Annotated in this window: 24 protein-coding genes and 2 pseudogenes; 5 read left to right on the top strand and 21 right to left on the bottom strand. The window is 61.9% G+C overall.

Going from position 1 to position 25,599, the window contains the following annotated elements:
- Window positions 1-153 precede the first annotated feature (153 nt).
- The 15 genes from AC1RQ5_RS28520 to AC1RQ5_RS28450 form a co-directional block, all read right to left on the bottom strand.
- Window positions 154-1,011 (bottom strand): ABC transporter substrate-binding protein, encoded by an 858-nt coding sequence (locus tag AC1RQ5_RS28520; RefSeq protein ID WP_493204531.1) that lies wholly within the window; start codon window positions 1,009-1,011, stop codon window positions 154-156.
- A 317-nt stretch (window positions 1,012-1,328) separates the two neighbouring features.
- Window positions 1,329-2,831, bottom strand: a complete 1,503-nt coding sequence (locus AC1RQ5_RS28515) for an aldehyde dehydrogenase (RefSeq protein WP_493204027.1) — start codon at window positions 2,829-2,831, stop codon at window positions 1,329-1,331.
- A gap of 12 nt (window positions 2,832-2,843) precedes the next feature.
- Window positions 2,844-3,833, bottom strand: a complete 990-nt coding sequence (locus AC1RQ5_RS28510) for an amidohydrolase family protein (protein ID WP_493204025.1) — start codon at window positions 3,831-3,833, stop codon at window positions 2,844-2,846.
- 12 nt (window positions 3,834-3,845) lie between these two features.
- The gene (locus AC1RQ5_RS28505; RefSeq protein WP_493204023.1) at window positions 3,846-5,261 is read right to left on the bottom strand and encodes an amidase; all 1,416 of its coding nucleotides are present in this window, start codon (window positions 5,259-5,261) and stop codon (window positions 3,846-3,848) included.
- Window positions 5,234-5,428, bottom strand: coding sequence for a hypothetical protein (locus AC1RQ5_RS28500; protein ID WP_493204021.1), 195 nt, complete (start codon window positions 5,426-5,428; stop codon window positions 5,234-5,236). The genes AC1RQ5_RS28505 and AC1RQ5_RS28500 overlap by 28 nt, the downstream gene beginning before the upstream one ends.
- Before the next feature lie 7 nt (window positions 5,429-5,435).
- A complete protein-coding gene (locus AC1RQ5_RS28495) occupies window positions 5,436-6,140 on the bottom strand; it encodes an ABC transporter ATP-binding protein (protein WP_398482144.1) in 705 nt (234 codons plus the stop codon).
- Window positions 6,133-6,888 carry an ABC transporter ATP-binding protein gene (locus AC1RQ5_RS28490; protein ID WP_493204019.1) on the bottom strand — a complete coding sequence of 252 codons (756 nt, stop codon included), beginning with the start codon at window positions 6,886-6,888 and terminating at the stop codon, window positions 6,133-6,135. Before AC1RQ5_RS28490 ends, AC1RQ5_RS28495 begins: the two co-directional genes overlap by 8 nt.
- 193 nt (window positions 6,889-7,081) lie before the next feature.
- Window positions 7,082-8,341: an ABC transporter substrate-binding protein gene (locus AC1RQ5_RS28485; protein WP_398484866.1), complete on the bottom strand. Its 1,260-nt coding sequence runs from the start codon at window positions 8,339-8,341 to the stop codon at window positions 7,082-7,084.
- Window positions 8,342-8,385: 44 nt separating this feature from the next.
- Complete coding sequence (locus AC1RQ5_RS28480; protein WP_493204017.1) at window positions 8,386-9,363, bottom strand: branched-chain amino acid ABC transporter permease; 978 nt, start codon at window positions 9,361-9,363, stop codon at window positions 8,386-8,388.
- Window positions 9,360-10,211: a branched-chain amino acid ABC transporter permease gene (locus tag AC1RQ5_RS28475; protein WP_493204015.1), complete on the bottom strand. Its 852-nt coding sequence runs from the start codon at window positions 10,209-10,211 to the stop codon at window positions 9,360-9,362. The genes AC1RQ5_RS28480 and AC1RQ5_RS28475 overlap by 4 nt, the downstream gene beginning before the upstream one ends.
- Before the next feature lie 158 nt (window positions 10,212-10,369).
- Window positions 10,370-11,254, bottom strand: a complete 885-nt coding sequence (locus tag AC1RQ5_RS28470; RefSeq protein ID WP_493204013.1) for a polysaccharide deacetylase family protein — start codon at window positions 11,252-11,254, stop codon at window positions 10,370-10,372.
- Between the two features lie 2 nt (window positions 11,255-11,256).
- Complete coding sequence (locus AC1RQ5_RS28465) at window positions 11,257-11,964, bottom strand: fumarylacetoacetate hydrolase family protein (RefSeq protein ID WP_493204012.1); 708 nt, start codon at window positions 11,962-11,964, stop codon at window positions 11,257-11,259.
- Entirely contained in the window at window positions 11,961-12,848 is an 888-nt protein-coding gene (locus AC1RQ5_RS28460; RefSeq protein WP_493204010.1) for a polysaccharide deacetylase family protein, read from the bottom strand. Before AC1RQ5_RS28460 ends, AC1RQ5_RS28465 begins: the two co-directional genes overlap by 4 nt.
- A gap of 37 nt (window positions 12,849-12,885) precedes the next feature.
- Window positions 12,886-13,548, bottom strand: coding sequence for a cysteine hydrolase family protein (locus tag AC1RQ5_RS28455; RefSeq protein WP_493204009.1), 663 nt, complete (start codon window positions 13,546-13,548; stop codon window positions 12,886-12,888).
- 2 nt (window positions 13,549-13,550) lie between these two features.
- Window positions 13,551-14,792 (bottom strand): alpha/beta hydrolase family protein, encoded by a 1,242-nt coding sequence (locus AC1RQ5_RS28450; protein WP_493204007.1) that lies wholly within the window; start codon window positions 14,790-14,792, stop codon window positions 13,551-13,553.
- Between the two features lie 39 nt (window positions 14,793-14,831).
- On the opposite strand from AC1RQ5_RS28450, the gene AC1RQ5_RS28445 reads away from it, so the two are divergent.
- Window positions 14,832-15,734 carry a GntR family transcriptional regulator gene (locus AC1RQ5_RS28445; RefSeq protein ID WP_493204005.1) on the top strand — a complete coding sequence of 301 codons (903 nt, stop codon included), beginning with the start codon at window positions 14,832-14,834 and terminating at the stop codon, window positions 15,732-15,734.
- A gap of 120 nt (window positions 15,735-15,854) precedes the next feature.
- On the opposite strand, the pseudogene AC1RQ5_RS28440 reads toward AC1RQ5_RS28445, so the two are convergent.
- The 6 genes and pseudogenes from AC1RQ5_RS28440 to AC1RQ5_RS28415 form a co-directional block, all read right to left on the bottom strand.
- Window positions 15,855-16,034 (bottom strand): annotated as a pseudogene (locus tag AC1RQ5_RS28440) (pyridoxal-5'-phosphate-dependent protein subunit beta); the annotation flags it as partial.
- A 234-nt stretch (window positions 16,035-16,268) separates the two neighbouring features.
- Window positions 16,269-16,976, bottom strand: a complete 708-nt coding sequence (locus AC1RQ5_RS28435; RefSeq protein WP_493204003.1) for an ROK family protein — start codon at window positions 16,974-16,976, stop codon at window positions 16,269-16,271.
- A 36-nt stretch (window positions 16,977-17,012) separates the two neighbouring features.
- The gene (locus AC1RQ5_RS28430; protein WP_493204001.1) at window positions 17,013-18,311 is read right to left on the bottom strand and encodes an efflux RND transporter periplasmic adaptor subunit; all 1,299 of its coding nucleotides are present in this window, start codon (window positions 18,309-18,311) and stop codon (window positions 17,013-17,015) included.
- 11 nt (window positions 18,312-18,322) lie between these two features.
- Complete coding sequence (locus tag AC1RQ5_RS28425) at window positions 18,323-18,526, bottom strand: DUF1656 domain-containing protein (protein ID WP_493203999.1); 204 nt, start codon at window positions 18,524-18,526, stop codon at window positions 18,323-18,325.
- A complete protein-coding gene (locus AC1RQ5_RS28420; protein WP_493204529.1) occupies window positions 18,523-20,502 on the bottom strand; it encodes an FUSC family protein in 1,980 nt (659 codons plus the stop codon). The genes AC1RQ5_RS28425 and AC1RQ5_RS28420 overlap by 4 nt, the downstream gene beginning before the upstream one ends.
- A gap of 17 nt (window positions 20,503-20,519) precedes the next feature.
- Window positions 20,520-20,849, bottom strand: a pseudogene (locus AC1RQ5_RS28415) (thiamine pyrophosphate-binding protein); the annotation flags it as partial.
- A gap of 656 nt (window positions 20,850-21,505) precedes the next feature.
- Here AC1RQ5_RS28415 and AC1RQ5_RS28410 point away from each other — a divergent pair.
- From AC1RQ5_RS28410 to AC1RQ5_RS28395, 4 genes are all read left to right on the top strand, one after another.
- Window positions 21,506-21,715 carry a hypothetical protein gene (locus tag AC1RQ5_RS28410; protein WP_493203997.1) on the top strand — a complete coding sequence of 70 codons (210 nt, stop codon included), beginning with the start codon at window positions 21,506-21,508 and terminating at the stop codon, window positions 21,713-21,715.
- Between the two features lie 348 nt (window positions 21,716-22,063).
- Window positions 22,064-23,605 carry a DUF1254 domain-containing protein gene (locus AC1RQ5_RS28405; RefSeq protein WP_493203995.1) on the top strand — a complete coding sequence of 514 codons (1,542 nt, stop codon included), beginning with the start codon at window positions 22,064-22,066 and terminating at the stop codon, window positions 23,603-23,605.
- A 12-nt stretch (window positions 23,606-23,617) separates the two neighbouring features.
- Window positions 23,618-24,133: a hypothetical protein gene (locus AC1RQ5_RS28400; protein ID WP_493203993.1), complete on the top strand. Its 516-nt coding sequence runs from the start codon at window positions 23,618-23,620 to the stop codon at window positions 24,131-24,133.
- Window positions 24,130-25,572 carry a DUF1254 domain-containing protein gene (locus tag AC1RQ5_RS28395; RefSeq protein ID WP_493203992.1) on the top strand — a complete coding sequence of 481 codons (1,443 nt, stop codon included), beginning with the start codon at window positions 24,130-24,132 and terminating at the stop codon, window positions 25,570-25,572. The genes AC1RQ5_RS28400 and AC1RQ5_RS28395 overlap by 4 nt, the downstream gene beginning before the upstream one ends.
- Window positions 25,573-25,599 lie beyond the last annotated feature (27 nt).

Raw genomic sequence — 25,599 nt, 5'->3', positions numbered from 1 at the left:
GACCGATGGTCCTTAGCAAGGCAATGATAGAGCAAGGGCTATCCGTCAGTCGTCATTGCGAGCGCAGCGAAGCAATCCAGTCGTCTTGACTCGTGGCTTCTGGATTGCTTCGTCGCTACGCTCCTCGCAATGACGGCTGCGCGCGAACTGGTCCTACTTGACCATCAACAGGCCGGGCTCCATCAGATTGTTCGGATCCAGATTCCACTTCTTCAGCAGCGCGAGTTGATCGCCTGACTTGTGAATCTCGATCATCGCCGCATGCACGGCCTCGCGGAATTTCGGCTTGTCCTTGGGCACGCCGATGCCGACCTGATACGGGATCGTGACGGCGATCGCCTTTTCCAGCTTGTCCGGATAGGCCTTCACCGCATTGTCGACGGTGTTGACGTCGTTGATATAGGTGTCGGCGCGACCGGCGAGGATGGCCTGGATGCAGTTGGCATTGTTGTCATAGAGCTGGATGGTCGGCTCCGGCTTGCCGAGCTTCTTGCATTCCGGGCCCAGCGCCTGGATCAGGGGCACTTCCACATAGCCCGTGTTCTCCGCTGCCGCCGTGCCGCAGAGCGACGTGTCGATGCCGGTGATCTTTTTCGGATTACCCTTGGCGACCAGCACGCCGTCGAACACCTTCGAATAGGTGATGAAGTCGGCCGCCTTGGCGCGCTCCTCGGTGGCATAGATGTCGGAGATCACGATATCGGCCTGTCCGCTCTGCAGCGTGGTCAGCAGCGCCGCGAAGGTGACGGCCTTGTAGGTCAACTTGAAGCCGAGGCATTCGCCGATCATCTCGCCGAGATCGATGTCGAAGCCGATATATTTGCTGGGATCCTTGGGATCGATGGATTCATAGCCTGGCGTATGCGGATTGATGGCGTTGACGAGCGTCTTGCCCTTCCAGTCCGGGAATTTCGCCTGCAGAGCGGCACAGGCCGCCGGCGCGGCGGCCCTGGCGCCGGTCGAGACACCGACGCCCACCACCAGCAACGCCCCGATTGCTGCGACATGCATCAGCTTGTGAATACGCGGAAAAGACAGCGTGACCATTTGATCCCTCCTTCGACGTTGTCGCGGCACAAGCCACGGTTCGAACCTCGAAGAAGCTAGCGGCGGTCACCACCGGAAGACTTGTCTGGGAGCGCACAATAAATTGGATTAGCTGCTTCCATGCATTAGGCAACACGCGCCCATTTATTCAGCATCACGACTAGACCGGCGGCATGTCATTCACCGCCATGCGATCTCACATTCGCTGTGTTTACGACGAATCTCCAAGAACGGGACACCCTCGCGAGCTTGCATGTTGCGTCCCCGCTCCCGCCGCACTGCTAGCTGTAGCGTTTCTCCTTGCCGTCTTCAGCGTACCAGTCGAACGCTTCGTCCGACAGATTGACGATGACGTTCTGGATCTGGGTGTATTCCTCATAGGCGACGACGCCGTTCTCGCGCCCGATGCCGCTCATCTTGAAGCCGCCCCAGGGCGAGCATGGATCGATGCGGTGGTGATCATTGATCCAGACGATGCCGCTCTGCAGCTGATGTGCGACGCGGTGCGCACGTGTGATGTCGCGCGTCCAGATCGAGGTGGCGAGGCCGAATTCGGTGCCATTGGCGATCGCAATCGCCTCCTCCTCGGTGTCGAACGGGATGACACAGACGACCGGCCCGAAAATCTCCTCCTGGGCGATGCGCATATTCGGCGTCACATCGGTGAATATCGTCGGCTGATGGAAATAGCCTTTGTCGAACACCGCACCTTCCGGCCGCTTGCCGCCGGCCGCGAGCGTCGCGCCCTCCTCCAGACCGATTGTCACATAACGTTCCGTGAGATCGCGCTGCTTGGCGGACACCAGCGGGCCCATCTGGGTCGCCATGTCCTGGGGATCGCCGATGCGGATCGCATTGGTGCGCTTCACCAGCTCGGCCACGACAGCATCATGTACCGACCGCTGCACAAGAAGACGCGCGCCCTGCACGCAGGTCTGGCCGGTGGCGATGAAGGACGCGAACAGGGCCGCCGCAACGCCGCGCTCGATCGGCGTATCGTCGAACAGGATCACCGCAGCCTTGCCGCCGAGCTCCGCAGACACTTTTGTCAGATTGGCGCCGGCGAGCGATGCCACCATCTTGCCGGTCTCGGTGCCGCCGGTGAGATCGATCTTCTTGATGTGCCTGCTGGTCGTCAGCGCCTTGCCTGCAGTCGCGCCATAGCCGGGCACGACATTGTAGACGCCGTCCGGCACGCCGGCTTCCTTGAAGATATCGCCAAGCAATAGCGGCGTGATCGGCGCCAGTTCGCTTGGCTTCACCACCATCGTATTGCCGGCCGCCATGGACGGCGCGATCTTCTTGGTCAGGATCAGCAATGGATGATTCCACGGCGTGACATGGCCAACCACGCCGAGCGGCACACGGCGCGTATAGTTCAGGAAGTTGCCGCCGAAAGGCGGCACCGTGTCCTCATGCGTGCGCGCGAGCGCGCCGAAATAGCGAAACCATTCGGGCAGGCGGCCGAGCTGCGCGCTCATCTCGCGCCGCGCGCGGCCGATCTGGTCGACCTCGACGGTCACCAGTTGCGGGAGCCTTTGCGCCAGCAATTCGCCGGCGCGATGCATGATGTCGCCACGCACGGCGCCGGGCGTCGCGGCCCAGATCGCCGAAGCGCGTTCGGCGGCATCGATGGCGCGATCGATATCCGCCTCGTCGCCCTCGGCAACATCAGCAAGATGGCTGCGGTCCTTGGGATTCTCGACCCGAATCACGCGCCCCGTTGATGCAGGTTGGAAACGGCCGTCGATATAGAGCCCATAGGGCTTGCCATCATTCATCATGCCCTGTTCTCCCTACGCGATCCGGAACAGCCGGCTGGCATTGCCGAACAAGACCTTCTCGCGATCGGCCTCCGAGAGTTTTGACTGCTTTACGAGACCGACCGGATCGTCATCGCCCATGTCGAACGGATAGTCCGAGCCCATCATCACGCGATCGACGCCGACGGTGGCCACAAGCGTGTCGATCAAGTCGGACGAGAACACGCAGGTGTCGAACCACATGCGCTTCAGATAGGTCGATGGCGCATCGGTCGTCAGGCGCCGCACTTCCGGTCGCACCTTCCAGGCGTGGTCCATGCGCGCGGCGTAGAACGGGTAATAGCCGCCGCCATGGGCGATCACGACGTCGAGATCGGGATGGCGATCGAGAATTCCGCCCATGATGAAATGCGCGATCGCCATGGTCTCCTCGACCGGCTGGCCGACACTGTTGACCATGAAGAAATCGCCGAGGCGCTGGCCATGGGAAAAGCCGAGCGGATGGATGAACAGCGGCGCCCGCAATTTTGCCAGACGCGCATAGAGCGGATCGAAGACGGCATTGGAGAGTTCGAGATTCTCCACCCGCGTATCGATCTGGAAGCCGCGCAGGCCCAGCGTTTCGACCGCATGCACCGCCTCCTCGACGGCGCGCTGCGGAAAGCGCATCGGCAGCGTGCCCATGCCGGCGAAATGCGCGGGGTCCTGCGCCACCAGCGCGGCGATGTCCTCATTCTGCACACGCGACAGCGCGACCAGCAGTTCCTCATCGGCCCAGTAATTCTGCTGCGCCGGTGCCGGCGCGATGACCTGGATATCGACGCCCATGCGCGCCATCATCTCGCGGCGCTTGGCGATATCGAGCATCAAGCCCGGCAGGATCTTGCCCTGCTCGGCATCGGTTTCGCGGCTTGCTGGCGACATGTCGCGGCGATAGGGATTGTCCATCGGATCGTATTTGCCGGCCAAGAGCGGCTCGACGCGCTTGCTGAGGGCGTGGGTATGCATGTCGATGATGGGCATGAAACGTCTCTTCTAGTTGAGTTCGGCTGCGGCCGGCATGTGTCGATGCCAATCGGTGAGGCCTTGATAGGCGTGTGCTGCGCGCAGCATGGTGGCCTCGCTATAGGGTCGGCCGACGAGTTGGAAAGCGATGGGAAGGCCGGCGCGATCGAAACCGGACGGCACCGATGTCGCGGGCAGACCGAGATAGTTGATGCCGCGCGTGCAGTGGGTGAGTTGGCCGATCACCCGCGCGATATCGGCGGGATCGCCTTCGGTGGTCGCGGCAATGGTCGGCACCGGAATCGAGATCGCAGGCAGCAATGCGACATCGGCATTGCCCATGCATGACGCGATCCACTCGTCCGAGATTGCTGCGCGCATCGACAGCGCCTCCACATAGCGCGTCGCCGGATAATAAAGCCCCGGCTCGATCCGCGCCCGCACCTGGTCGGCGTAATCCTGCGGCCGCTCGATCAGCCAGCGGCGATGGATGGTGGCCGCCTCGACGCTCATGACCAGTTGCATCAGCGCATTGATCAACGCCATGTCGGGCGGCGCCGTCTCGGACACGATCGCACCCAGCGATGACAATTGCCGAATGGCTTCGTCCAGCGCGGCAGCGACTTCGAGATCGAGTAGTTCGCGATAATAGCCGCCGGGCACGGCGATACGCAGGCCGGCAATGCCAGCGTCAATGCCAGTGAGATAGTCACCCGCGGCGATCACCGACAGGATGCGTGCTGCATCCTTCGCGGTACGCGCGAGGGGGCCCGAGCAATCAAGCGATGCAGAGAGCGGCATCACACCATCGGTCGGCACCAGTCCCCAGGTCGGCTTCAGGCCAATCAATCCGCACATGGCACCGGGATGGCGCAGCGAGCCCCCGGTGTCGGTGCCGAGCGAGGCCGTGACGAGACGCGCCGCTACGGCGACGCCGGAGCCCGATGACGAGCCGCCCGGCACATGAGCCGGGTTCCAGGGATTGCGGGCGTGACCGAGGGTCTCGTTATAGCCGGTCGGGCTCATGGCGAATTCGGCAAGCTGCAGACGCCCGATATCGAGCGCGCCAGCCGCATCCAGTCGCGCGATCGCCGTGGATGTCACTTCGGCGCGAAAATCCGAGCGGATTTTCGAACCGCCGCCGGAGAGATGTCCGGCGCGGTAGAACAGATCCTTATGCGCCAGGGGCACGCCATGCAGTGGCGGCAATGCGGCGCCGGACGCGCGCAGCCTGTCGGCAGCCTCCGCGGCTTCGAGGGCGGCCTCGCGCTCGAGCCGCACCACGGCATTGAGCTTGCGGCCGACACCATCGAGCCTGTCGAGCGCCACAGTCGTCGCGTCCACCGACGTCACATCACCTTCGGCAATGGCCGTGGCCAGCGCGTCGAGATCGAGTGCCGCAATCTGTGCCGCCTGCATCACCGGCGGCCCGCCACTGCGAGCCACGCCTGATAGGCGTAGGGCGATGAATCGAACGGTAGCCGTTGCAGAGCCTCGGTAGCGATGCGGGTATTGACGTCGCCGACCTGCGCGCTCATGCGCGCAGTCCGGCCGGCCGTATCCGGTGCCTGATTCAGTTCGGCTGCGATCTGCCGCAAAAGGTCTTCGCTCATGACAACCTCACTGCACGCCGAGGCGCTGGAACAGCACGTCGGTCTGGTTGTTCAACTCTTCCGCCGTACCGTGATGCACGACTTGCCCGGTCTCGAGCACATAGACACGATCGGCGACCGCGAGCGCGCTGTAGAGATTCTGCTCGACCAGGAGGATCGAGAGCCCCTCCTTCTTCAGATCGACGATGATGGTTTCGAGATGCTGCACCATCACCGGCGCGAGGCCTTCGGACGGTTCGTCCATCAGGATCAGTTCGGGATCGATCATCAGCGCGCGGCCGACCGCAAGCATGCCGCGCTCACCACCGGAGAGCTGACCGCCGCGATGATGGCGGCGCTCGGCCAGGCGCGGGAAGATTCCGAACACGCGATCGAGCGTCCAGCCATCCTTGGCGCGCGCGCTTTTCAGCATGGTGAGATGTTCGGTGACCGTCAGGGATGGAAACAGCCGGCGGCCCTGCGGCACGATGGCGATTTTCTTGCCGGCAATGTCATGCGCTGGCAGGCCGAGCAGACTATCGCCCCGCCAGGTGATCGTGCCCGAGCGCACCTGCGGCGGGACGAGGCCCATGATGGAGCGGATCACCGTGGTCTTGCCCATGCCGTTGCGGCCGAGCAGCGCCACGATTTCTCCGGGCTTCACATCGAGCGAGACACCACGCACGACGACGGCATCCCCATAGCCGCTATGCAGATCGCGGATCTCAAGCATGACGCGGCTTCCCGAGATAGACTTCCTGGACCTTGGCATTGCGGCGGATGCCGTCCGGCGGCTCTTCCACCAGCACGCGGCCCTCGAACATGCAGGTGACCAAATCGACAAGGCCGAGTGCGAGATCCATGTCGTGCTCGATCAGGATCACGGTGATGGCCGAATCAAGCGAGCGGATAACTTCCGCAATCATCGAGCGCTCCGACGGTGACAGGCCGGCCGCGGGCTCGTCGAGCAGCAGCATGGTCGGCGTCGTCACCAGCGCGATGGCGATTTCGAGCTGACGCTGCTCGCCATAGGACATTTCCTTGACGATGACATCGGCGCGCTCGGCGATGCGTGCCGCCTTCAGCGCGGCAGCGATGCGCGCGGATTCATTCTCATCCGGATCGGGCGAGCCGAACAGCGAGAACTTCTTCGGCTGCAATCCGCGCAGTGCCAGCATCATATTGTCCTGCACGCTGAGCGTGGGAAACAGATTGGTGATCTGGAAGGTGCGCGAGATACCGAGTTGCGCACGCCGGTGCGGCGGCAGCCGAGACACGTCGTGGCCGTTGAACGTGATCTTGCCGGAGGTGGGCGGATGCGCGCCGGCAATGGCATTGAACAAGGTCGTCTTGCCGGCACCGTTGGGGCCGATGATGGCCCGGCGCTGGCCGTGCGGCACCGTCAGGCTGACGCCATCGACCGCTTTGAGGGCGTCGAAAGCCACCGTTACATTGCTTAGCGTCAGGATCGGTTCGGACACAAGAATTTCCGTTGGAAGTGAAACGCGAACGAGCAGCAAGCGCAGCGGGGTCCCCTCTCCCCCAGTGCGAAGCGAAGCTTCGCTAGGGGATAGGGTTAGGGTGAGGGGCGCCACAAGCGACGTCGTTTGTGGCGCCCCCTCTCCCGCCGCGAAGATGCGGCGACCTCTCCCCGGAGGGAAGAGGTAAGAAAGATCAGGTCTTCTTGATGCCCTGGAAGGTCCGGCTATACGGCGGCTGCTTCAGGTAAGTCGCGGGATCGTATTTCCAGAACTGCGAGACATTCGGATAGGTCTCGATCGGCACGTTCCAGAACTTGCCATCGGCGCGCTTGACGACCTTGCGGATATAGACGTCGTAGATCGGGTTGCCGTAGTCGTCGAACTTGACGACCTTGCCGAGCGGCGAGTTGTCCAGCTCCGTCTTCAGCACCGTGTCGATGAAGGTCTCGCGATCCTCCACCTTGCCGCCGATCTTCTTCAGCGCCGCATCGATCCACATCATGCCGGAATACATGGAGAAACCGTAGAGCGACGGGATCTTGCCGTATTTGGCCTCATAGTCCTTCTCGAATTTCGCCGTGGTCGGCACATCCGAACCTTCGGCGAAATGCGCGGCCGCAACGATGCCTTCGCATTCCGGGCCCATGGTGCGGATCACCGACTGGTCGGTGCCGTTCATGGCCATCAGCAGCGGCGTCTTTTCCTTCAGGCCGAAGGACGCATATTGCTGGATGAGACGGGTCGAGTCGGCACCGGTCTCCATGGCGAAGATGGCATCGACCTTGAGATCGGCGAGCTGGCCGAGATAGGGGCTGAAATCCGCGGTGTTCAACGGATGCCAGAACTGCTGCACGATGGTGCCGCCGCCTTCGGTGAACACCTGGGCCAAGCCGCCGCATTGTTCATGGCCGAACGTGTAATCCTGGCTGATGGTGGCAATGCGCTTGTAGCCCTGCTTCAGGCACCAGTCGCCGAACGGATGGGTGAAGGCCGAGGCCGTGTAGCCGGCGACGCGGATCACGTTCTTGATGCGCGCCCGCTGGGTGAGATCGTCGGCGGCGATGATCGGGATGAAGTAAGGCGTGCCGGTGCCCTTCACATAATTGGCGACGGCAAGGCCGGTATTGGCGAGCAGATTGCCGATCAGCATGTGGCAATTGCCCTGCTCCACCAGGCGGCGGGCCTTCTGTAGCGCGGTGTCGGGATTCGACGCATCGTCCTCGATCACCAACTCGACCTTGCGGCCGCCCATCTCGTTCTTCACCTGCTCGAGATAGAACTGCACGCCCTCGACCATTTCCTTGCCGCCGGAGGCAACGACGCCGGTCAGCGGCGCGAGCAGACCGATCTTGATCGGCGTCGCCTGTGCCTGCGCGGCGCGCCACGGCGCTGCGCCCACACCCGCTGCGGCAACCGCGGCGGTCGAAGTCTTGAGAAACTGTCTGCGATCCATCTCGAAGCCCTTTCGTGGAAAATCCGTTTGAAACACAAGCGCGATTAGGGAGACTTTCTAGAACCCGTGGCCTTGCGCGACATGATCGCGCGCAGCTTTCCGATGATGCCCTCGGGGGCGAAGATCATGATCAGGACAAAGGTGATGCCGAGCACCATCAGCCAGCGTTCGGTGTAGGAGCTGACGATGTTTTCCAGAACGATGATGGCTGCAGCGCCGACAAAGGCGCCGAACAACGTGCCGACACCGCCGGCGATCATCATCAGCACGCCTTCGACGGATTGCGCGAGGGCGACCGTGGAGGGGCTGACGAAGTTGTTGAACATCGCATAGAGCGCACCGGCGATCCCGGCGAAGACGCCGGACACCGTGAAGCCGATGAACAGATGCAGCGGCACATTGTAGCCGAGGCTGCGCATGCGGCTTTCGCTGTCGCGAATGCCGCGCAGGGTCAGGCCGAAGGGCGAGCGGACGAACCGCCACATGGCGTAGGACACGACGGCGGCACAGGCGAGCACGGCCCAATAGAATGCGCTCTGCCCGACCAGAATGGCGGGACGCACATCGCCACGCATGCCATTCTCGCCACCGGTCACATTGGTCCAGCGCAGACAGACGCCCCAGATGATCATGCCGAGTGCGAGGGTCAGCAGCAGGAAATAGACGCCGGACGTCCGCACCGCGAGTAGCGCAAACACTGACGCGACGACAGTGGCAGCGGCAACGCCAAGCAGCAGTGCAATCCAGGGCGACATCTCGGCCTGGCCGGTGAAATAGACCACCACATAGGTGGAGACGCCGAAGATGGCGCCATGGCCGAGCGAGGTGCGTCCGGCGAAGCCTGCGAGAATGTCGATGGACATTGCGAGAATGCCGAAGATCAGGATCTCGGTGGCGAGGCCGACCTGATAGCTGGACAGGCCGAGCGGCAGCAGCGCGGCAACAATGACGACGGCGGCGGCGATGACGAGGCCGCGCCCAGTCATGCCTGCAATACGGGATGGGGATGCAGGCTGCGTCATGTGGCACGTCCGAACAGACCGAGCGGACGGAATGCCAGCAGCACCGCCATCGGGCCAAAGATCACGAAATAAGCGAGTTCGGGAAACATCACCTGCCCCAGCGTATTCAAGAGGCCGACCAGCAGGCTACCGACGGCGACGCCAACCAGGCTGCCGCGCCCACCGATGATCACCACCGCAAGACTGAAGGTCAGGATTTCAGCGTCGGCCGATGGATAGAGCGACAGGAACGCGCCGCCCATCAGGCCGCCGAGACCGGCCAGGGCCGAGCCGAACAGGAAGGTGAACAGGAAGACGCGGCGGATATTGACGCCGGAGGCTTCCACCATCTCGGCATCATCGACACCGGCGCGGATCAGCGCGCCCAACCGTGTGTGGTTGAGCAGCACCCACAGGCCGATGAAGACGAGGATGCCCATCACCAGCACGAACAGGCGATATTTCGGATAGAAGGTGCCGAACACGCGCATGCCGCCGCGCAGCACTTCCGGGATCGGGACCGTAAAGCTGTCGCCGCCCCAGATCACCAGCGCAAGGTCATTCAGAAAGAAGGCGACGCCGAGGGTCAGCAACACCTGCCGCAGCTCGTTGCCGCGCACGAAGCGCAGCAGGCCCTGATCGAGCACGAAGCCGATGGCAGCAATCGCCGCCATGGCGCCGACGCCGCCGAGCAGGAAACTGCCGGTCTTCACCGCAATGCTGTAGCCGATATAGCCGCCGAACAGATATAGCGCGCCGTGCGCAAGATTGACGATGCGCAAGAGACCGAAGATCAGCGTGAAGCCGCTCGCCACCACGAACAGCAGCGCTGCGAAAGTCAGGCCGTTGAGGATTTGAAAGAGGCTCATGCCCTGTGACTTTGCTTGCGTCCTAGATTTGCCGACATCGGAACATCTCCGTCGTCATTGCGAGGAGCCCTCGCGACGAAGCAATCCAGCCCTTGCTTTTGGCTTGCTGGATTGCTTCGTCGCTTCGCTCCTCGCAATGACGGACTTCCCATCTTGTTTCAGCTCGCCGGCGCTTTCGGCCCGACGTCGAGATACCAATCGTGAATCTGCTCGCCGGTCATGAAGGCCACGTCCGGCTTCTTCGCGATGGTCTCGAAGATGCGGCGGAAATGCTTCAGGCGATGCGGCGCGCCCATGATGTAGGGATGCACAACCAATGCCATCACGCGGGCGCTGTCGGCGGCGTCCTCATAAATCTGCTCGAACTGGTCGATGGCGCGGTCGTAATATTCCGATGCCTTGTGATGCTGGATCAGCATCATGGCGACGTCGTTGCATTCCTGCGTATAGGGGATGTTGACGATGGGCGTGGTCGTGGTCTTCAGCCACACGGGCTGATCGTCCAGCACCCAGTCGCAGACATAGTCATAACCTTCCTGCTTCAGCAGGTCCGGTGTTTCCCAGGTCTCGGTGAGGCCGGGCCCGAGCCAGCCACGCGGCCGCTTGCCGGTAACGCCTTCGATGACATCCGCGGTCTTGCGGATGTCCTCGCGCTCGTTCTCCACCTTCTGCATGTTGCGCTGGGTGAAGCCGTGGCCCATGAACTCCCAATTGCGCGCCTTCGCAGCCTCGACGATGGGCGGATAGGCGGCAATCGCCGCGCCGTTGATCGCCAACGCCGCCGGCAGCTTGTAATCGTCGAACACTTTCAGCATGCGCCAGAAGCCCACGCGGTTGCCATATTCATGCCAGGCCCAGTTCGGCACGTCCGGCGACGGCGAACCGCCGGCCGGCGGCGTCAGCACCGTGCGCGGCATCGGCTGCTTGGCGTCCCACTCCTCCACATTGACGATGATCCACACCGCCATGCGCTTGCCATCTGGTAGCTTCAGCGGCGGGCGGCCGTCGATCGGCGAGTAGCTGATGCGTTCGGTCGGCAGCATGCTCACTCCTCCGGCGCGACGATGGTGATGGCGAGCGACGGCAGGCCTTCGATCCGCGCATCGATGACGTCGCCGGGCACGATCGGACCGACGCCTGCGGGCGTGCCGGTATAGATCAGGTCGCCGGGCTCCAGCTTCATCTGCTTGGAGAGCTGCGCCACGATCTCCGGCACGCTCCAGATCATCTGGCCGATATCGCCACGCTGCTTTTCGACGCCGTTCACCGACAGCGTGATGGCGCAATTGTTGAAGTGTCGTGCATCGCGTGCCGGCGCGATGACGCCGCAGGGCGCGGAGGCGTCAAAACTCTTGCCCATCTCCCAGGGCAGCCGCATGTCGCGCGCGTCGCGCTGACGATCTCGACGGGTGAGATCGATGCCGACGGCATAGCCCCAGATGTGCTCGAGTGCGTCTTCCACTGCGATATGGCGGCCGGGCTCGCCGATCGCCAGCACCAGCTCGACCTCGAACTGGAAGTCTTCGGTGAATGCGGGATAGGGCACCCGTGCGCCATCCGGCACCACGCTGTCACGCGGCTTCTGGAAGAAGAACGGCGGGTCACGCTCGTCGGCTTCCTTCATCTCGCGAATATGGTCGAGATAGTTGCGGCCGACGCAATAGACGCGGCGCACCGGGAAGAAGCCACCGCCGACCACCGGAACACCGGTGACCGGCACGGGCGGCAGAACCTGCTGGCTGATCACGCTCACTTGGCCACCGCCTGCGTGTTGTACCAGTCAAGGATCTCGGCGCCGTTCATATGCACCACGCCTTCGAACTGGTTCACATAGTCATAGACCGCCTCGAGATACTTGATGCGGAAAGGCTGGCCGGAGATATACGGGTGGATCGCGATCGACATGATCTTCGGACGATCTGCGCTTTCGGCATAGAGGCGGTCGAACTGATCCTTGGCGCGATCGAGAAATTGCGTGGCACCGTGATGCTGCACCATCATCATCGGGATATCGTTCATCTCGACAGTGTAAGGCAGCGTGGTCAGCGGCCCCTTCTCGGTGCGGATCACCGTCGGCTCGTCGTCATAGACCCAGTCGCCGATATATTTCACGCCGGCTTCGGCGAGATATTCCGGTGTTTCCAGCGTCTGCGTCAGGCCCGGTCCGAGCCAGCCGACCGGACGCTTGCCGGTGAAATTCTCGATCACATCCATCGAGCGATTGATCATCGCCTTCTGGTCGGCCTCCTTGTGGATCGGCCCCTGCTCATAGGCGTGGCCCATGAATTCCCAGCCGAGATCCTTGGCCTCCTGCGCGACGCGGGCATAGTCCTCGCAGACGCGCGCATTGATGGAGAGCGTCGGCTTGATGCCGAGCTTCTTGTAGAGTTCGAAGAATCGCCAGGCGCCGACGCGCATGCCGTATTCGTGCCAGCTCCAGTTCGGCACGTCGGGCAATAGCGGCAGGCCGGTCGGCGCCGGGATCACCTGACGCGCCATCGGCTTGGAAATGTCCCAGACCTCGAAATTGACGATGGTCCAGAAGATCAGGCGGGCATTGCCCGGCAGCTTCAGCTTGGGACGATCGACGATGGCGGAGAACTCGCACCGCTCGCGCGGCTGCATGGGACCGGTCATGGCTGGATGCCTTTCGACAATGAAAGATTGAAACGGATCATGCGGCGCTCCGGCCGGCCTTGAGGCCGTCGAGCTTCATCACCGCATCGGCATCCATCACGAAGCCGAAGGCGGTGCGGATGCAGGCGAGACCGGCGGCATGGAGCTCCGGCCCGTCCATGCTGTCGACGCAGTCCTCGACAACGATCACCGAATAGTCGCGCACATTGGCGGCGGTGGTCGTTGCCAGCACGCAGGAATTGGTGTTCACGCCGGTGATCAGCAGCGTGTTGATGCCATGGGAGCGCAGCACGAAATCGAGATCGGTGCCGAGAAAGCAGTCGTAGCGCTTCTTGGTGTTGACGATGAAATCGCTGGGGTGGAGCAATTCCGGCATCACGGTGCAGCCGGGGCCACCGATGATGTTGTGCCGCATCACGTTCTTGCGCGTCGCCTTCGGATCTTCGGCGCGCGTGCGCCAGAACGGATTGGCACGGATCTCCGCCTCGTCGCGATAGGAGGTGAGCTGATGCACGACAGGAATGCCGTTGGCGCGGCACCAATCGAACAGGCGCTTGTTCGCTGCGATGATGCGGTCCGCGACGTCAGGTGCGGTCGGCATGGTGGCGACCGCCATATCGAGATGACCGCGATGCAGATCGATCGCGACAACGGCAGCCTTGATGTGATCGACGCCCAAATTCTGGAAGGCTGGATTCATGGTCACACCAGCGGATTGAATGAGGTTTTCAGCAGTGCGCGCTGATCGATGCCGAACTTGTCAGCCAGCCAGTCGGCCAACACCTCCTGCCCAATGGTCGGATTATCGTGCTGGCAATGTTCGGCGCCGGTCTCATCTGGCTCGAGCACACGCAATGTCGCGTCGACGCCATGGGCAATGGCGTGATCATAGGTCGAGCGCGCCGCCGTCACCGTCAGCACGTCGTGGCCGCCATGCAGCACGAGATACGGACACTTCATGTGTTCGAGATGTCCCTTCAGCGTGAAGGGCTTCATCAGTTCGTGGGCGTCCTTCATGGTCTTGGCGCCGAACACCCAGCGGATATGCATCGCCAGACCGAAATCGTCGCCCTTCTGGCCCCACATGTCATGCACGGACCACACCGCGCCATGCGAGATCACCGCGGCAAGGCGATGTTCGTAACAACCGGCACGGGCCGCATAGTATCCGCCCATGCTGGAGCCGCAGACGGCGATACGCGAGGTATCCACGTCGCTGCGCTGCTCGAGCCAGTCGATACATTTACCGACCGGCACTTCCGTATCGGCGCGCGTCGCGAGACCATGGCGCCGCAGCGTGCCGCCCTGGCCGGGCAGATCGACCATCAGCACCGAGATGCCGCGCTGCAGGCAGCCATGGGCCTGCATGAACCACATCTCGTCCTTGATGGAGTCCAGCCCACCCATGCAGATCAGCACCGGCAGCTTGTCGCCGGGGAACGGCGCACGGATGAAATAGCCGCAGATCGGCTTGCCCGGCTCGTAAGGGATCTCGACGACTTCGCCGGGCGGATTGAGATAAGAGATGAACTTGTGCGAGCAGGCTTCCATCTTCTCGAAGGTGGGAAGCCGGCGCGGATCGGTCGGCTCCAGATGGAATTCGGCCTGTCGGTAGTAGTCCGCGGCACGGAGAAAGCAGTTCATCGCCGTGCGGATATGGCCAAGCTCTTCCTCAGCCAGACCGCGCTGCCAGTTGGCATCGGCGATCACCATCCACTCTGTGTGCCAGCTTTCGAGATCGCCGGGGATCATGCGTGATCCCGCCAGCATCACTTCAGAAACGCTGCCGCCGCCTTCCTGGGTTTCACCGAGACCGCGGCGGAATTGATAAGCGAGCCAGGGATGCTCGGGCCAATGATGCCAGCCGAACGGCTCATAATGCGGGGAACGATCCGCAGTGATCTCCTCGATGGCATTTTCGCCGATCGTCTTCCCAGAAACCATGAGACACGCCGTTCACTGGTCATTTCCGATGGCGCATCATTGCGTGTCGGAAATCGGAGTCAACAAGAATTACATACACTTTATCCATCTGATTATCATTTCCGCAGGTTGCCTCCTAAAAATGCGCGAATTTCATGCAAGATTTTGCGCGAACTTTGTAAGATGCTCTATCGAACCGAAGCAACCGAAGCCAAAGTGTGTACACTTTGTGCAATGCGAGAGATCGAGATGTCTGATCTGACAGACCTTAAAGCGACAGAAACGCCTGGTGTCCGCGCGGGCAACCGGGCGCTCTCGGTCATGGAGCAGATCCGCAATTTCATCCTGGATGGCACCGTCAGTGCCGGTGAGCGCATGAACGAGGTCCGGCTCAGCAAGACTCTGGATGTCTCACGCACCCCGGTGCGCGCGGCCTTGCAGGCGCTGGCGGGCGAAGGCCTGCTGGACTACGCGCCCAATCGCGGCTTCATCGTGCGGGAATTTCCGCTCAGCGTCATCGTCGATGCCTATGAGATCCGCGCATCGCTGGAGGGTCTTGCCGCGCGCTTTGCAGCCGAACGCGGCTTCAGCGACAGCGAGCGCACGATTATCGAGCGGAGCCTGGTTGCCGGCGATGATTTGCTGTCACGCGGCGAATTTGCCGAAGGCGACCTTCTCATCTATCGCCGCATCAACGGTGATTTTCACGACACGCTGCTGGCCGCCGCACGCAACCGCATGCTGAGCGAGATGATCCGGATCTGTCACCATGTCCCCATGTCATCGAGCCGCAATATCGTCGCCTTCGAGCATCGCGATGTGCGGCGGCGACACGACGATCACCACCGCATCTACGAAGCGATCATGGCGCGGGAGCCGTGGCGCGCCGAAGCGGTGATGCGCGAACACGTCTCCGGCGTGCGCGCTTCTCTCGTGAAGTCGCTAACTGACCGGGCTGAATGAGGCGGATAACGAATGATCGTGTCCCAGCAGCGCGTGATCTGGCGTTCTAAACCTTTAAAACCGCCACCACTGTGTATCATCTGAAGCGCGTGGCAGGGGCAGCTCGAAACGATCATCGCGCTACTTCACGAGATCCGCGACAGCGGAAGCTGCCTTAAGCCCGGAACCACTCAGTACGACTACGGTGCTCTCATTCTGCCTTATGAGACCTTCTTGTGCGAGTCTGTCTAGAGCCGCAGCAGCACTTGCGCTGGTTGGCTCCACAAACAGCCCGTTTCGGGCAAGCCGGCGTAGCGCGGCATCATCGTAGTAGAGCGCAAGCCGCGCCTCCCCCGGTTCGGGATCGTAGTAGACATTGATGATCTTGAAGATGCCGGCGACACCGGCGAGCATCACGATGGCGCAGTGCGCACCGAGAGGATCGCCGGCCCGTCGCCGACCAGGCCGTAATCCTCGATCGGAAGCGGCCGAACAAATCTATGCGCTTCATGTTGGGCCATGAGAGACTTCTGCCGGCGCGACCGGCGTTCAGTCTTATTTCTTCCGCAACTTCTTCCTGGATCTCGCACTCGGCGTGGTTGGCTCCCACAGTCGAAATCCGCCGAGAAACGCGTTCTCGTTGTCGCCGCGTCGGGTTTTCGGAGGCAGCTCGTCGATATGCGCAACATTGCCGCCGCCCAAGACGATGTAATCGGGTTCGAGGGCTTCCCTCAGATCGTTGATCACTTCAGCAACGCGCCGTCGCCATTTCTTCCGCCCGAGCCGTTCAAGCCCCGCAGCGCCGACATAGTCTTCGAAAGTCTTCTTTCGATACGGCAGATGACCCAACTCCATCGGCTCCAGGATGCCATCAATGATCATTGCGGAGCCGAGCCCGGTGCCAAGACCCAGAAACAACATGCGGCCATCGTCATAGCTTCCGAGTGCCTGCATCAGGGCGTCGTTGACGACACGCGCCGGGCGATCAAACGCGGCTTCGAAGTCAAAGCCCTTCCATCCGCGCCCCAGATTATGGGGCTCGCGGATCGCACGATTGCCGATGACGGGACCGGGATATCCGATGGAAACGCGGTCGTATGTCCAGTCGCTCGTGAGTTCTTTGACCTTCTTCACCATTGTTCTGGCCGTCAGATGCGGTCCGGACTCGAATTCGCGCTTCGTCCTGTGGGTGGTCGTCATTACCTTGACATGCGTCCCGCCCACATCGATCGCGAGCACGATTTGCTTTCGGCGCTTGTTCATCCTCTGGCTCTCTCTGAATTCTCGTTCATGCGCAGATCATTTCGCGCCCGGAGGCAGCGTCATGCCGGGTGTCAGGCCGGGCACCACGGAACTCGCAGGCAGTTTCGTTGGCGGCGTTGGCGACTGAATGGACGCGGCGGGCGGCGTCGGCGTTGACATCGACATGCATCCGGGACGCGCCGTTGGACCGTAAATGGCATCGCCGAAACTCTGGCGAATGCGGGTTAGCGCGCCGGGACGGTCCTCAGTCCCATGATTGCCTGCCTCCGGGCCACGGATTGTCACAGTTGCAGTCATGCCTGCGACCAGCGGGATATCCTCAGGCTTTCCGGTGATCGCAATGCGGACCGGCACGCGCTGTGCCAGACGAACCCAAGTGTAGACGGGATCGACGCTGGGCAGCCCCTGGGTACTCGGCGTCGCATTGGAATCGCTGATGCCGCGCGTGATCGTCTCGACGCGGCCGATAATCGGTGCGCCATATCCCATCAGCTGCGCCTCGGCGCGATCGCCGATGCAGATATTGGCCATCTTGGTCTCTTCGAAATAGCCATCGACCCAATAACTGTCAGCGTCGATAATCGAGATGTTGCGTGTACCAGCCGCAGCGGCGTCGCCGACGCGAAGCAACAGGTTGGTAACGTAGCCGTTGACAGGGCTGCGCACCTCGGTGCGCTGAAGATTTACGTCGGCCTGCGCAAGCTGGACCTGCGCTGCGTCGAAGGCGGCCTGCGCCTGGGCGGCATTTCCTGCAAAGACCTGCTTGTCTTCGACTGTCGCGGACAAGTCCGACAGTGCCTGGCGCCGCTCTGCCTGCACCTTTTTCACCTGCATCTCTGCGGCCCGCATCCGCATCTGGGCTTCGGCGGATTCGCGCGCTGACTTGTAGTCGAAGGGTTCGATGACGTAGAGGATGTCGCCTTTCTTGACGAACTGGTTATCGGAGACGCGAACTTCGGAAATCTGTCCAGACACCTGGGGCGCGACGCTGGCCACCTGCACGCGCACGCGACCATTCCGCGTCCACGGCGCATTTACGTAGTAGCTCCAGATCAGAACGGTAGAGGCGACTGCAATTACGGCGATCGCGATGGTTGCGATTATTTTCGCGATTCGATTGCCGCGCGATTTCTCGTCATCGAACGCGATGTCGGCATCGCCACTCGCATCCACCGGCTCGCCGCGCGAGGCGCTCTCGCGTTCCGCATGGCGGTCGGTGCTCGGCTCCGGCGCACGCGCCGCGGGGAGCGTTCCCGCCCCGGTTCCGTGAGCGTCACTGTCGTTGAGGGGCTCGCGCAATGTCGTGCCCCACTGATCAACGCGTTGATCGTCCATGGCAAAACCTTTCAGAGTAGCATCATGACCAGTGCCAGAATGATGATGAACAGGCTGACCTGGGCCAGCGGCGGATTGCTGAAGAAATTGTCGAAGCCGATCGCCGCCAACAACGGCCGCAGCAGCGCAAATGCGACGACGCTGGCGACGAGATAGGTCACGAAAGGCGCGATCATCACGCCGCCGATCACCAGTTCGGAGAACGTGTGGCTCATGGCTTCCTCCGCATCTTCAGCGCGGCGACGAGCGTCCGGTTTTGCTCGATCAGCCCGGCCATCCAGATCATGGCCACGGCCGCACGCAGACGATCGCTATGGAGAGCGGCGGCGTCCGCGCCATCGAGCAACCAACCCGCTTCGGCCCGGAGCGCAGACGCATCCATCGCATGCAAGGCGGATATCGCGCGCTGGGCCTGACGCGCGTCCGCGCTGTGGACACGTGCAATAGCCTCATGTGCCCTGCGCGCGGCCGTCGATGCTTCCGCGAGCCACAGCAGCGCATGCGTGTCTGCCTCTCGTCTGTCTCGAATTTCTTCAATGTTCAGGCCGGCATAGGTGGCGATCCGGTCGGCGGCACGGAAAGAACTTGTCAGGCCTGCACGCGCGCGATCGCGCCCGGCCATTGCACGCTGAAAGTCGGCGCGGGCCGAACGCATGATCCATCGACGACGCATCGCGTCGCTCGTCGGCCAGAGAAGCGTGTGAACGAGAAATAGAAGAAACATCGCCAGCCAGGCCAGCATCGCCGTCGTCAGGAAGGCAAGCGGGCTGTAGTCCTGCGGATTGCTCGGCGCGAGCAGCGCCGGCACGAACACCAGGGTCAGGAACCCAAACATATAAAGTGCCTGCTTATTGCTCACGACCAGGAGCGAGGCGGTAATGACGACCGGCGCAAGTGCCATGGCCAGAAGAGGAAACTGATCGGTACCGTCGAGGATCAGGAACTTGATGACGCCAGCCAGCAGCGCCACGATTGGAACGAACATGCAGGCGGCTTTGGCAAAACCACGCGGATCGGGCAGCCCGCTGCTGACCGCAAGAACGCCACTCATCAGGGCGAGAACAAAGGACACCTGCGGCCAGTTCGACAGCGACAGCATCATCCCGACCAAAGCTACGCCAGCGAAGGCCCGCGCGGCATCCCGCAAGGCGACCTCGTATGAACTGTAGGTCGGCAGACGCATGCCGAAGCGGCGGCTCTGGCCCTGCTCGAGATCGCGGATCGCATTGCGAGCCACCCGATCGCGGTCGAACAGCAACATCGCGCCGCTTGCCGCGACCAGACGCTCTGGATCGGCGCGTTCGGTGCCAAGCTCGGATCGCAGCGACGCACGCAATTCGCGCGCCTGCGGGCTTTCCGGATGGCTGAGCGTGGTCGACCAGCTCTCGCCTATCCTGCGGCCGGCATCTCCGCCCCTGGAAATCACTGCGGAAGTCGCCCGAGCGACTCCAATCTGCTGGACCATCGCAGCGATGGCAACGCGGGCCAGGGAGGCGCGCCCGCCGCCCATCGGGCCTTCGGTCGGCATGGCGTTGACGTCAGCGCGAAGCGCGACAACGTCCTTCAGAAGATCACCGACCGCCACGTCAGGCGGGGGCCCGAGACGCAGGGCGTCGCTGACAAAACCTCGGACACGCCGCTGCGTCCTGATGATTTTGTCCCGGAGTTGCGGAAACACCTCGGGCGCGCCGAGCAGATCGTTGACGAAAGCGACCGCGATCACACCGACGGCGAGCGCCGCGCCACGATTGACGCCGGTCGAGAAGACGTTTTGCGGCGCATCGATCTGCGTGATGGCCACGAGCGATACGGTGTAGCCGCTGAGCATCGCGCCATAGGCGCGATTGCCGTCGAAAAAACGCGCGACGAATACGCAGAGTCCGAGCCATGCGGCATAGGCAATGATGAACGGCTCGCGCAACTGGTTGAACATGCCGGCAATGACAAAGCCCGCGGCGATGCCAATGAACGTACCAAGCAGACGCCAGAATGCCTTTTCGGCGGCCTGTCCGCGAGTCGGCAGGGACAGGATGCCGACGCAGACAGCAGCTGACAGGGCGTTTTCAAGTTGCAGCCAGAACGCCAAATACAGCGCCAACATCATCGCGGCCCAGTTGCGCACGCCGAAAGACCATGCGGACAACGGGAAGCCGGCAATTTGTCGCTTTGTGGAGTAAGTGGCGGTGCTCACGGCTGATGTGCCTTTCCCCCCGACGTCTTGCTGTCGATCTTGCGGAACCACTTCAACTCCTCGATGGACATGTCCCGGTAACCGGTGAGGAACAGCAGTGCATCAAGCAGCATCGAGCCATCTCCGTTCGAGAGCAGGAAACGGTCACGGTCGTGCCAGTGCGGATCGCCTGGATCGAATTTGAGGAATTCTGAAAACAGTACTGTCGCAATCTCCGCCATGCCCATCGGCATTCCGGGATGTCCGCTTTTCCCCACCTGAACGGCATCCATTGCCAGGACGGGAATACAGTTGGCGAGCTGGCGCAGATGCTTCGCATCGGGTGCCGCTGGCGATCCGGTCCTCATTATCGAGCTGCTGTCCTGCATTCACCTGTCCTCTCATGATGATGACGTCATGGTCGCTTCAGTCGGGCGCCTTGAGATTGCTGTTCAACCATCCCTCGGTCGCGCGGACGGAGGATTGCGTTTCGCGTTCCCCTCGTGGCGAGGACGGCCTGTCTGAAAGAGCCTTGCCGTCTGCCACCCCGGCGGACTGCGATTGTCCGAGGCGGAGCCGGAAAATGGTTGCGGCGATGCGCCCGAGCGCATTCGCTATCGGTGTGTGAGCCATACAATGTCCAATCGGTTTTGGACGACGAACGGGATGCAGCTATCTCGTACCCGCGTGCGGCGACTGCGGCGGCTCCAGCGATACGGTTCGCAGGTCGTCACCGCTGAGAACCACCACCACGAAACGCAACTGACGCGCATCCATCGACAAGCCGCCGCTGACGGCACGGCCCCCTGTCATTTCCTCCGCAATGGCAACCGCATCCCACATACGGCCGGGAGATCGCTGCAGGCTTGCGACATTGGCGCGGTCGTCGTCGCCAAGATCGTCGACCGGGATGCGCCTGCCTGTGGTCAGCGAACCAGGGCGGAATTTCGATGGTCCGTGACGGAGGTGACGATGAAGGCTATGCGGTGGTGCGCTATTCTTTTAGCTGTCGGTTTCGGACCAATTGTATCTGACACTGCTCGATCGGCGCCTATATCTCCTGGTGGATTCGCTGTTTTCGACGTGGCTCCAGATATTCCGTTGTTACAAGCACGAGCGGGAGTTCGGCGAAGCGGAGCGTTCATCGGCCCGCGCGGCGGCGCTGTTGTACGCCGCGGTGGCGCTGTTGTCGGTCCTCGCGGAGCAGCATATCGCAATCGGACAGCGGTCGTAGGTCCTCGGGGCAATGTTGCCGTCCGCACAAACACCGTGGTCAGGCCGGGCTGGCGCGGAGGCGGCGTCCGTTGGGCTCGTCCAGGTTGGTATCGATGGCCCGTCGGGGGAGCAATAGCCGCCGGAGCCGCTGTCGGTTTTGTAACAGCGGCAAGCGCTGCTGCATGGGCGGGCACCGCTCCTGCGCCGGGTATGTGTTGGTACTATACCGATCCTTCGCGCACTCAAGGATTCTGGGATTATTGCCCGCGATAATTTAGATCCAGAGTGACGGTCGTTGCAGCCATCCTTCGAGCAATGCCGGATACTTTGAGCCGGAGATGGAAGGTTCGGACTCATCAAGATGAGATTGGGCAGCCTCGACCCGATTGCAGTTTGGGCACACCGCGCCATTTCCACGCGCACGATCGAATTCACGAAGAATCAGCGCGATTTCAGACGACTACAAGATCCGATCAATGGCCGGGGGAACCGACGTATGCTCGCTCTCAGAAAGCTGACCGCTACATTCGTTATTATGTGTTCTTCGTTAGATTTGGCGAGCGCTCAGAGCAACAAACCAGCGCATGATCTGATCCGCAGCCGCTCCGTGCAGGCCGTCATCTGGGGCATGCCCGCGGTCAACTACGATCTCATGCTTCAGGCGATGCTCGCAAAGACCGCGGCGAAGCAGAACGAGTTTGTCTACTGGTCGAAGCCGGTCGATTGGAAAAATCAGACACTGACGCCAAATCCGGACGCGCTCTACTTCATGACGTTCTTCGATACGAAGGCCGTCGGCCCCGTCGTGATCGAAGTTCCTCCCGCCGACAAGGACCATTCGTTCGCGGCCAATATCGATACGGTCTGGCAGATGCCCCTGGAAGACGCCGGACCCTACGGCGCGGATAAGGGCAAAGGCGGCAGATATCTCATCATGCCTCCCGGATACGCGCGGAAACCTCCGCCGGGCTACATTGGCGTTCAATCCGATACGTATGCGGGTTACGGTCTTCTCAGGGTCAATTTGACGAGTCATGGCGATGCGGAGATCGCGAAGGCCGCGGCTTATGGGCGGCGCCTGAAAATATACCCTCTCGCACAGGCTTCGCGGCCACCGGAGACCAAGTTTACAGATGCGAACGGCATCTCCTACGATTCGACGATCCCCTTCGACATCAGATTCTTCCAGTCGCTCGATCGCGTCGTCCAGACCGAGCCGTGGCAGACGCGCGACAAGGCGATGATCGACCAGCTCAGGTCCATCGGCATCGAAAAGGGCCGGAAATTCCAGCCGGACGATCAGACCGTGAAACTGCTCGAGTCGGCCGCTTCGGCTGCTCGGGAAATCATAGACGGCAACTATGAAAAGGGCTTCCCTCCTTTTTTCCAAGGAAGTCGGTGGGCCATCCCGGCCTTTCCGGACACCATCAAGGCCGGATCTTCGGGCTACGCTGAGCCGGACAGCTATCCGGTCGATCATCGCGCCATCACGTACAGCATAGGCTACATCGGCATCAAACGCCTCGGCACCGCCCAGACGTATCTGATCGCCAGCAAGGACAAGGACGGCGCGACGTTCGACGGCCGCAACACCTATCGCCTTCACGTGCCCGCCAATGTCCCCGTCAAGCAATACTGGTCGGTGACGGCCTACGATCGACAAACGCACGCGCTCATCAAGAAACTGGACCGCGCCAGCCGCGCATCCAATCTCACGGATCTGAAGAAGAACCCTGACGGTTCGGTGGATGTCTATTTCGGCCCCCGGGCTCCTGATGGCAGAGAATCCAATTGGGTGCCCACCGACCCGGACCGCCAATTCGAACTGCTGTTCCGGCTCTATGCGCCGACGGAAGCGCTGTTCGAGAAGAAATGGATACTGCCTGACGTCGAGAAATCACCTGGTTGACGGAGACGGGAAATGGAAAGCGGCGCTCGTTTCGGCAAGTGGGGCCTTGGTTTCTTTGTCTTCGGCCTCATCCTCACTTTCGGGGTGATCGGACATTACTGCGTCGGCGCCAGTGTAGACGCGGGTGAACTTTTCAAGCGCAATGTCACGCTCTGGTGGGCATGCCCTTGGACATTGTCCGTCGCCATCGTGCAGGGCGGCGGGCTCGGCATGGTCGTGCTCGGTCTGACCTTGATCGTGACCGACCGGCAGCGTCCCGCCGACGAGCATACCAGTCTTCCACTGTTGCTATGCATCGTAGGCCTGCTCGGTGTCTTCGCCATCGGCTATCCCGGCTATTTCGTCTTCAACGCCGTGTGGCCGAATTTCTATTACGTGCCGGACATCATGGGAAAGAACGTCTGGCTGCTGGGTCAGGCCTTCTTTCTCGCCGTGTACTGCACCGGCGTCGTGCTCGTCTTCAACACCATCCGTCATGCGCTCAATGCGATCCTGGCAAGTGGATCCGAAAGGGAGATAAGCACGTGAAACGTCGCATCCGATGTCTGTTCGTCGCCGGTTCGCTCGCACTTGCTTCGGCCTGCCCGGCCACGGCTCAAAGATATTCGTTCGAAGGCGGATATCCCAAGCCCGATACCGTTCAGAAGGTCTTTGACGATCTCGACCTCAATAGGGCCATCCAGACCTACCGGTTCTTCTATCCGACGGTCTCGAGCGCGGCGATCTGGAAGGAGAATCTGAGGCTTGGTATCCGCCCGAATAAGGTGTTCGGAACGCTCGACACCCTGCCGAAACACGTCGGGTTCACACTCAACTCGGACACGCCCTACGGGGCGATCCTGCTCGACCTGAACGCTGGGCCGCTGATCATAGAGGTACCGCCCGGTCCGCTGCTGGGCGCCGCGTTGGACATCAATCAACGTTGGATCGCCGATATGGGTTTACCCGGTCCCGACGCCGGGCGCGGGGGGAAGCATTTGTTGTTGCCGCCCGGCTTCAGCGGCACGGTGCCGGAAGGCTACCACGTCGGTCGCGCAACTTCGTACCGCGTGATCGCCGGTTTGCGGGCGCTTCCGGAGAACGGCGACGTGGGCGGCGCATTCGAGCGGCTGAAGACGATCAAGGTCCGTCCTCTCGATCAATCCATCTCATGGACCGAGCCGACCTGGATCGATCAGACGCCGATGACACAGGATCAGACGCCCACAAAATTCGAGGACAAGCTTCAATTTTGGGAGACGTTGTCGGAGATCGTGGAGACCGAGCCGCCGCTCGCGGACGCCCGAACGCAGTATGGCGACCTCGCCGCAATCGGCATCGCCAAGGGACAGCCGTTCAATCCGGACGCGCGCATGCGGGCGATCCTGGAAAACGCGGCGCAGATCGCGTCGGCGCAGATGCGGATCGAGTCTCTTGCGGATCGTCGATCCGACCGTGTCGTCTGGGCCGACAGGCAGTGGCAGTGGGCGGCACTTCGCTTCGAGAACGGGTCGTTCGACGCCAAGGATTATCGCGACACCTATGCGATGGATAAATGGTTCTATCAGGCCATCGCGACATCGCCCGCGATGTTCCGACGCGACCCGGCGGCCGGTTCGCTCTACTGGCTTGGATTGCGGGATAGCGGCGGCGCTTATCTTGACGGCGGCAGAAACTACAGGCTGAGCGTTCCGTTGCCCGTACCAGGTCGGCTGTTCTGGTCGGTCACCGTGTACGACGCGGAAACACGCAGCCAGATCCAGACCGATCAGGGAAAGGCGGCCTTGCGGTCGCTGTTCGAACTCAAGAACCTGTCGGGAGACAAGGCCGATCTCTATTTCGGTCCGACGGCCCCAGCCGGTCAAGAAGACCGCTGGATCAAGACCCCGCCAGGCAAGGGATGGTTCGTCTATTTCAGGATCTACGGTCCACAGTCGGCCGCATTCGACGGAACCTGGAAGCCCGACGATTTCGTTGAGGTCAAGTGATGCGTGGCGCGGAAGCCCGCGGTCCCC

Source organism: Tardiphaga sp. GW821-FHT12E02, from assembly GCF_058807155.1.
Note: the sequence above shows the minus strand (reverse complement) of the source record. Positions and strands in the feature narration are given on the sequence as shown.